The sequence below is a fragment of the Streptomyces phytophilus genome (assembly GCF_013870535.1).
Classification (GTDB): Bacteria; Actinomycetota; Actinomycetes; order Streptomycetales; family Streptomycetaceae; genus Streptomyces; species Streptomyces phytophilus.
The window spans coordinates 1-7,667 of record NZ_JACBXC010000174.1; the positions used below are offsets into that span (position 1 = coordinate 1).

At 70.5% G+C, this 7,667-nt stretch carries 7 protein-coding genes and 1 pseudogene; 1 reads left to right on the forward strand and 7 read right to left on the reverse strand.

The window, feature by feature from the left end:
• The 7 genes from H5J30_RS11435 to H5J30_RS11465 all read right to left on the reverse strand — a co-directional run.
• A partial coding sequence (locus H5J30_RS11435; RefSeq protein ID WP_220188793.1) for an NADH-quinone oxidoreductase subunit G occupies positions 1–1,309 on the reverse strand: 1,309 nt, incomplete at its 3' end.
• A 50-nt stretch (positions 1,310–1,359) separates the two neighbouring features.
• Positions 1,360–2,706 (reverse strand): NADH-quinone oxidoreductase subunit NuoF, encoded by a 1,347-nt coding sequence (gene nuoF / locus H5J30_RS11440; protein ID WP_181787326.1) that lies wholly within the window; start codon positions 2,704–2,706, stop codon positions 1,360–1,362.
• Positions 2,706–3,605 carry an NADH-quinone oxidoreductase subunit NuoE gene (gene nuoE / locus H5J30_RS11445; RefSeq protein ID WP_181787327.1) on the reverse strand — a complete coding sequence of 300 codons (900 nt, stop codon included), beginning with the start codon at positions 3,603–3,605 and terminating at the stop codon, positions 2,706–2,708. The genes nuoF and nuoE overlap by 1 nt, the downstream gene beginning before the upstream one ends.
• Positions 3,602–4,930, reverse strand: a complete 1,329-nt coding sequence (locus H5J30_RS11450) for an NADH-quinone oxidoreductase subunit D (RefSeq protein ID WP_181787328.1) — start codon at positions 4,928–4,930, stop codon at positions 3,602–3,604. The genes nuoE and H5J30_RS11450 overlap by 4 nt, the downstream gene beginning before the upstream one ends.
• Positions 4,927–5,643 carry an NADH-quinone oxidoreductase subunit C gene (locus H5J30_RS11455; protein WP_374100968.1) on the reverse strand — a complete coding sequence of 239 codons (717 nt, stop codon included), beginning with the start codon at positions 5,641–5,643 and terminating at the stop codon, positions 4,927–4,929. The genes H5J30_RS11450 and H5J30_RS11455 overlap by 4 nt, the downstream gene beginning before the upstream one ends.
• Positions 5,644–5,663: 20 nt before the next feature.
• Positions 5,664–6,218 (reverse strand): NuoB/complex I 20 kDa subunit family protein, encoded by a 555-nt coding sequence (locus H5J30_RS11460; RefSeq protein ID WP_181787330.1) that lies wholly within the window; start codon positions 6,216–6,218, stop codon positions 5,664–5,666.
• Between the two features lie 12 nt (positions 6,219–6,230).
• Positions 6,231–6,590 carry an NADH-quinone oxidoreductase subunit A gene (locus H5J30_RS11465; protein WP_018840719.1) on the reverse strand — a complete coding sequence of 120 codons (360 nt, stop codon included), beginning with the start codon at positions 6,588–6,590 and terminating at the stop codon, positions 6,231–6,233.
• 709 nt (positions 6,591–7,299) lie between these two features.
• Here H5J30_RS11465 and H5J30_RS11470 point away from each other — a divergent pair.
• Positions 7,300–7,667: pseudogene (locus H5J30_RS11470) on the forward strand (glycoside hydrolase); the annotation flags it as partial.

Genomic DNA, 7,667 nt, shown 5'->3' on the forward strand with positions numbered 1-7,667 from the left:
CGAGCCAGCTCGGCTCGGTGCCGGGGGCGGCCGGCAGCAGCGTGCCGCCCGCCTTCGTCAGCCCGCGGGTGGCGAAGGGCGCGATCGAGTAGACCTTCAGGCCCTTCTTCCGCCACGCCTTGCGCAGCCGGAGGAAGACGCCGGGCGCCTCCTCCTCGGCCTCCAGGCCGGCCAGCAGCACCGCGGGCGCCTTCTCCAGCGCGCCGTAGGTGACGCCGCGGCCGCTGCCCGCGACCTGCGCGGCCAGGAACTCGGTCTCCTCGGCGCTGTGCACCCGGGCGCGGAAGTCGATGTCGTTGGTGTCGAGCGCGGCGCGCGCGAACTTCGCGTACGCGTAGGAGTCCTCCAGCGTCAGCCGCCCGCCGGTGAGCACCCCCGCCCGCCCGCGGGCCGCCGCCAGGCCGGTGGCCGCGGCGCGCAGCGCCTCGGGCCAGCTCGCCGGCTGCAGCTCACCGTTCTCGTCGCGGACCAGCGGCTGGGTGAGGCGGTCGGGCAGCTGCGCGTAGCGGAAGCCGAAGCGGCCCTTGTCGCACATCCACTCCTCGTTGACCTCGGGGTCGTCGGCGGCGAGCCGCCGCATGACCTTGCCGCGGCGGTGGTCGGTGCGGGTGGCGCAGCCGCCGGCGCAGTGCTCGCAGACGGACGGCGAGGAGATCAGGTCGAAGGGGCGCGAGCGGAAGCGGTACATCTTCGAGGTGAGCGCGCCGACCGGGCAGATCTGGATGGTGTTGCCCGAGAAGTACGACTCGAAGGGCACGCCCTCGCCCGTACCGACCTGCTGGAGCGCGCCGCGGTCCAGCATCTCGATCATCGGGTCGCCCGCGATCTGGTTGGAGAACCGGGTGCAGCGCGCGCACAGCACGCAGCGCTCGCGGTCGAGCAGCACCTGCGCCGAGATCGGCACGGGCTTTTCGAACGTGCGCTTCTGGCCGTCGAAGCGGCTCTCGGCCTGCCCGGCGGACATCGCCTGGTTCTGCAGCGGGCACTCGCCGCCCTTGTCGCAGACCGGGCAGTCCAGCGGGTGGTTGATGAGCAGCAGCTCCATCACGCCCCGCTGCGACTTCTCGGCGACGTCGGAGGTGAGCTGGGTCCTGACCACCATCCCGTCGGTGCAGGTGATGGTGCAGGACGCCGACGGTTTGCGCTGGCCCTCGATCTCGACGATGCACTGGCGGCAGGCGCCGACCGGGTCGAGGAGCGGGTGGTCGCAGAACCGCGGGACCTCGATGCCGAGTTGCTCGGCGGCCCGGATGACCAGGGTGCCCTTGGGCACGCTGACCTCGACGCCGTCGATGGTCAGCGTGACCATGTTCTCCGGCGCGGCGGGCTTCCCGGCTGCCTTCTCCGGCTCCGTGACGGTCACGCGGTCACCTCCCGGTGGTTCGTGGAGCCGGGGGTGTCGGCCCAGACGGTGGACTTGGCGGGGTCGAAGGGGCAGCCGCCGCCGGTGACGTGCTGCTCGTACTCCTCGCGGAAGTACTTCAGCGAGGAGAAGATCGGCGCGGCGGCGCCGTCGCCGAGGGCGCAGAAGGACTTGCCGTTGATGTTGTCGGCGATGTCGTTGAGCTTGTCGAGGTCGGCCAGGGAGCCCTTGCCGGCCTCGATGTCGCGGAGCAGTTGGACGAGCCAGTACGTGCCCTCGCGGCAGGGCGTGCACTTGCCGCAGGACTCGTGCTCGTAGAACTCGGTCCAGCGGGTGACGGCCCGTACCACGCAGGTCGTCTCGTCGAAGCACTGCAGCGCCTTGGTGCCGAGCATGGAGCCGGCGCCGCCGACGCCCTCGTAGTCGAGGGGGACGTCCAGGTGCTCCTCGGTGAGCATCGGGGTGGAGGAGCCGCCGGGGGTCCAGAACTTCAGCCGGTGCCCGGGGCGCATGCCGCCGCCCATGTCGAGCAGTTGGCGCAGGGTGATGCCGAGCGGCGCCTCGTACTGGCCGGGGCGGGCGACGTGGCCGGAGAGGGAGTACAGCGTGAAGCCCGGGGACTTCTCGCTGCCCATCGTGCGGAACCACTCCTTGCCCTTGTTCATGATCGCGGGAACGGAGGCGATGGACTCGACGTTGTTCACCACGGTGGGGCAGGCGTAGAGGCCCTCGACCGCCGGGAAGGGGGGACGCAGCCGGGGCTGGCCGCGGCGGCCCTCCAGCGAGTCGAGCAGCGCCGTCTCCTCGCCGCAGATGTACGCGCCGGCGCCGGCGTGCACCGTGACGTCCAGGTCGAGCCCGGAGCCGAGGACGTCCTTGCCGAGGAAGCCCGCGGCGTACGCCTCGCGGACCGCCTCGTGCAGCCTGCGCAGCACCGGCACGACCTCGCCGCGCAGGTAGATGAACGCGTGGTTGGACCGGAACGCGTAACAGGCGATGACGATGCCCTCGATGAGGGAGTGCGGGTTGGCGAAGAGCAGCGGGATGTCCTTGCAGGTGCCCGGCTCCGACTCGTCGGCGTTGACGACGAGGTAGTGCGGCTTGCCGTCGCCCTGCGGGATGAACTGCCACTTCATGCCGGTGGGGAAGCCGGCGCCGCCGCGGCCGCGCAGGCCGGCGTCCTTGACGTACGCGATGACGTCGTCGGGCGACATCGCGAGGGCCTTGCGCAGGCCCTGGTAGCCCTCGTTGCGCCGGTACGTCTCCAGGGTCCAGGACTCGGGGTCGTCCCAGAAGGCGGAGAGCACCGGGGTCAGCAGCTTCTCCGGCGAGTCGACGGTCATCACGCGCCCTCCTCCTCGGTGGGCTCATCCGCGGACGCGGTGGGCGGGTGCGCCGGGTCGGACGCGGAGGTCTGCTGCGGCGCGTCGTGCGAACTGGGGTGGCCGGCCGGCGGCTGGTCCTCCAGCGCGTCCGGCGGCGGGTTGTCCGGGTGCGGCTCGCTGCGCTGGCTGACCACGCGCGCGGCCGGTTCCTCGCCCTTGGCCATGCGCAGCCCGATGAGCGAGGCGGGGCCCGCGCCGCCGGACTCCGCGACGGCGCCGGGGCGCTCGTCGGGGAAGCCGGCCAGGATGCGGGCGGTCTCCTTGAAGGTGCACAGCTTCGCGCCGCGGGTGGGGTGCACCTCGGCGCCCGCGCGCAGGTCGTCCACGAGCCGCTTGGCGGACTCGGGCGTCTGGTTGTCGAAGAATTCCCAGTTGACCATCACCACGGGGGCGAAGTCGCAGGCGGCGTTGCACTCGATGTGCTCCAGAGTGACCTTGCCGTCCTCGGTGGTCTCCTGGTTGCCGACGCCCAGGTGCTCCTTCAGCTCGTCGAAGATGGCGTCGCCGCCCATGACCGCGCAGAGCGTGTTGGTGCAGACCCCGACCTGGTAGTCGCCGGAGGGCTTGCGCCGGTACATGGTGTAGAAGGTGGCGACCGCGGTCACCTCGGCGGCGGTCAGGTCCAGCAGCTCCGCACAGAACTGCATGCCGGTGCGGGTGACGTGCCCCTCCTCCGACTGCACCAGGTGCAGCATCGGCAGCAGCGCCGACCGGCTGTCCGGGTAGCGGCCGATGATCTCCTGCGCGTCCGCGGCCAGCCGCTCGCGCACCTCGGCCGGGTAGTCGGGGGCGGGCGGCTGGGGCATGCCCAGCGAGACGGCCGTCCGGCCCCCCGCGTCGCGTTCTGCTGTCGTCATCGGTCGACGCCTCCCAGCACGGGGTCGAGGGACGCGATCGCCACGATCACGTCGGCCACCTGGCCGCCCTCGGTCATGGCCGCGATGGCCTGCAGGTTCACGAACGACGGCTCGCGGAAGTGCACCCGGAACGGGCGGGTGGCGCCGTCGCTGACGGCGTGTACGCCCAGTTCGCCCTTGGGCGACTCCACCGCCACGTACGCCTGCCCCGGCGGCACCCGGAAGCCCTCGGTGACCAGCTTGAAGTGGTGGATCAGGGCCTCCATGGAGGTGCCCATGATCTTCTTGATGTGGTCCAGCGAGTTGCCGAGGCCGTCGGGCCCCAGCGCGAGCTGCGCGGGCCAGGCGATCTTCTTGTCGGCGACCATCACCGGGCCCGGCTCCAGCCGGTCCACGCACTGCTCGACGATCCGCAGCGACTGGCGCATCTCCTCCAGCCGGATGAGGAAGCGGCCGTAGGCGTCGGCGGTGTCGGCGGTGGGGACGTCGAAGTCGTACGTCTCGTAGCCGCAGTACGGGTCCGTCTTGCGCAGGTCGTGCGGCAGCCCGGTGGCGCGCAGCACCGGGCCGGTGACGCCCAGGGACAGGCAGCCGGCCAGGTCCAGGTGCGCGATGTCCTGCATCCGCGCCTTGAACGCCGGGTTGTTGGTGGCGAGCTTGTCGTACTCCGGGAAGTTCTTGCGGAGCTTCTTGATCGTCTCGCGGACGGCGTCGACCGCGCCGGGCGGCAGGTCCTGGGCGAGGCCGCCGGGGCGGATGAACGCGTGGTTCATGCGCAGGCCGGTGATCAGCTCGAACAGGTCGAGGACCATCTCACGGTCCCGGAAGCCGTAGACCATGACCGTGGTGGCACCCAGCTCCATCCCGCCGGTGGCGATGGCCACCAGGTGGGAGGAGATCCGGTTCAGCTCCATCAGCAGCACCCGCAGGACCGTGGCGCGGTCGGGCACCTCGTCGGTGATGCCGAGCAGCCTCTCCACCGCCATGCTGTACCCGGCCTCGTTGAAGAACGAGGTCAGGTAGTCCATGCGGGTCACGAAGGTGGAGCCCTGGGTCCACGTGCGGTATTCGAGGTTCTTCTCGATGCCGGTGTGCAGGTAGCCGATACCGCAGCGGGTCTCCGTCACGGTCTCGCCGTCGATCTCCAGGATGAGCCGCAGCACGCCGTGGGTGGAGGGGTGCTGGGGGCCCATGTTGACGACGATCCGCTCGTCGTCGGCCCGGTGGACCGACTCGACGACCTCGTCCCAGTCGCCGCCGGTGACCGTGTAGACGGTGCCCTCGGTGGTCTCCCGGGCCGCCCCGGTCGCGTGGGTGGTGCTCATCGGTACGACCTCCGCTGGTCGGGAGCCGGGATCTGCGCGCCCTTGTACTCGACGGGGATGCCGCCGAGGGGGTAGTCCTTGCGCTGCGGATGGCCCTGCCAGTCGTCCGGCATGAAGATCCGGGTCAGCGCCGGGTGCCCGTCGAAGACGATGCCGAAGAAGTCGTACGTCTCGCGCTCGTGCCAGTCGTTGGTCGGGTAGACCTCGACGACGGACGGGATGTGCGGATCGGCGTCGGGCGCGCTGACCTCGACCCGGAGCAGCCGGGTGTGGGTGAGCGAGCGCAGGTGGTACACGGCGTGCAGCTCGCGGCCCTTGTCGCCGGGGTAGTGCACGCCGGAGACGCCGGTACACAGCTCGAAGCGCAGCGCCGGGTCGTCGCGCAGGGTCCGCATCACGCGCAGCAGGTGCGTACGTTCGACGTGGAAGGTCAGCTCGCCGCGGTCGACGACGGTCTTCTCGATCGCGTTCTCCGGGACGAGCCCCTGCTCTTCGAGGGCGCCCTCCAGCTCGTCCGCGACCTCGTCGAACCAGCCGCCGTAGGGGCGCACGGACTCGCCGGGCAGCCGGACGCTGCGCACCAGGCCGCCGTAGCCGGAGGTGTCGCCGCCGGTCTCGGAGCCGAACATGCCGCGCTGGACGCGGATGGTCTCGCCGTGATCGCCGCGCCGGCCCGGCAGGTTCTCCGCGTTCACGTCCTGGTCGGGGTTCACCCCGTCCGCGTTCTCCCCACTCACCGGAGAAGACCCTTCATCTCGATCGTCGGCAGCGCCTTCAGCGCGGCCTCCTCGGCCTCCCGGGCGGCCTCCTCGCGGTTCACGCCGAGCTTCTCGTGGCGGATCTTCTCGTGCAGCTTGAGGATCGCGTCGATGAGCATCTCGGGGCGCGGCGGGCAGCCGGGCAGGTAGATGTCGACCGGCACGACGTGGTCGACGCCCTGCACGATCGCGTAGTTGTTGAACATGCCGCCGGACGAGGCGCAGACGCCCATCGAGATGACCCACTTGGGGTTCGGCATCTGGTCGTAGACCTGCCGCAGCACCGGCGCCATCTTCTGGCTCACCCGGCCCGCGACGATCATCAGGTCCGCCTGGCGGGGCGAGCCGCGGAAGACCTCCATGCCGAAGCGCGCCAGGTCGTAGCGGCCGGCGCCGGCGGTCATCATCTCGAACGCGCAGCAGGCGAGGCCGAACGTCGCCGGGAAGACCGACGACTTGCGCGCCAGTCCGGCGGCCTCCTCGACCGTGCTCAGGATGAACCCGCTCGGGAGCTTTTCCTCAAGTCCCATTCGTGGTGCCCCCTAGTCCCATTCCAGTCCGCCGCGCCGCCACACGTAGGCGTACGCGACGAAGACGGTGAGCACGAAGAGCAGCATCTCCACGAGCCCGAAGATCCCGAGGGCGTCGAACGAGACGGCCCAGGGGTAGAGGAAGACGATCTCGATGTCGAAGATGATGAACAACATCGCCGTCAGGTAGTACTTGACCGGGAAGCGACCCCCGCCGGGCGGCATCGGAGTCGGCTCGATGCCGCACTCGTACGCTTCGAGCTTGGCCCGGTTGTAGCGCTTCGGACCCACGAGCGCCGCCGCGACCACGGAGAACACCGCGAAGGCCGCCGCAATGGCTCCGAGCACGAGGATCGGCGTGTATACGTTCACCGCTGCCCCGCTCCTCTCCAGTCGACGATGACTGCCTGCCAGTCCACACCGGACTCGCGTTCCTGCCCCACCAAGATCGCGCACATGTGAGGCAGTTCACAAGCCCTACTGATGGGCATCTTATGCCCACTGCTCTGTGATCTGTGACACGGGGGTCCCCTACGGCTTTGTGATCTTAACCACCCGGTGATCGATCGGGCGATCGAATGCCCGCCGGGCGGCTCACGCGGTGCGAAGGAACGATCACCGGATCGCCGCCACCGGCGGGCAGCCGCAGGTCAGTGGGGCGGAGGGGAGCGGGGCTCCGCGGGCGGGCGATTTCGCGGCGGGGCGGCCGGAGGCGAATTCGAGCGCGCGCACGCTCAATTGTTATTGCGGGGTACGGGCACGTGCGTACGGCCTCTCAAGCGGCCCGCGGGGAGCATGGGACGGAGAAACGGACCGGAGTGATTTGGGCCACAGCACGGGTTCCGGGACAAGGGCCCTTGCTTGGTTTGCGGCGGGAGAAGTGATAACCGTCCGGCAACGTTCGACGGACGGCCCAAATGCCGTGCGTATCGGCCGGGTAACGGCGCACGGCAAGCCGGACGCCGGGGCACGCCGGGAGAACAGACCGCCCAAATGCCCCATTTCGCGGAGAGGCCCGCCAAGTGTGGCGCATCCCACGACTGTTGAAAGACGGACCTTCCCCCTGATAGCGCTGGTGTCCATGTCCCGTAAACCGCACATACCCAGCCACCGGAAGCCCCGGTGCCGGCAGACCCCCGCGTGGGTCGTCCGCACCGGAGTCGCCGGTGGCGCCCTCGGCACGATGGTCGCGACGGCGGCGTCCGCTCCCGCCCTCGCAGACACCAGCAAGACCGCCGGGTCGACGGCCACCGAGTCGACCGCGGAACTCCCCGCCGTGACCGCCGAGCTGCCCGCCGTCGGCGTGAGCACGGCGCTCAGCACCGGCGTCGAGCAGAGCGCCGACGCCACCCAGACCGCGGCCATGCGCCTCGACCTGCGCACGCAGGCGCAGGAGGCCGCCGAGGACGCCCACAAGGCGGCCGCGAAGGCCAAGAAGGAGGCGGAGGC

What these genes read in the sequence shown, in the direction of transcription:
- nuoF (WP_181787326.1), bottom strand. Translation starts at nt 2,706, where the DNA reads ATGACCGTCGACTCGCCGGAGAAGCTGCTGACCCCGGTGCTCTCCGCC.
- nuoE (WP_181787327.1), bottom strand. Translation starts at nt 3,605, where the DNA reads ATGACGACAGCAGAACGCGACGCGGGGGGCCGGACGGCCGTCTCGCTG.
- H5J30_RS11450 (WP_181787328.1), bottom strand. Translation starts at nt 4,930, where the DNA reads ATGAGCACCACCCACGCGACCGGGGCGGCCCGGGAGACCACCGAGGGC.
- H5J30_RS11460 (WP_181787330.1), bottom strand. Translation starts at nt 6,218, where the DNA reads ATGGGACTTGAGGAAAAGCTCCCGAGCGGGTTCATCCTGAGCACGGTC.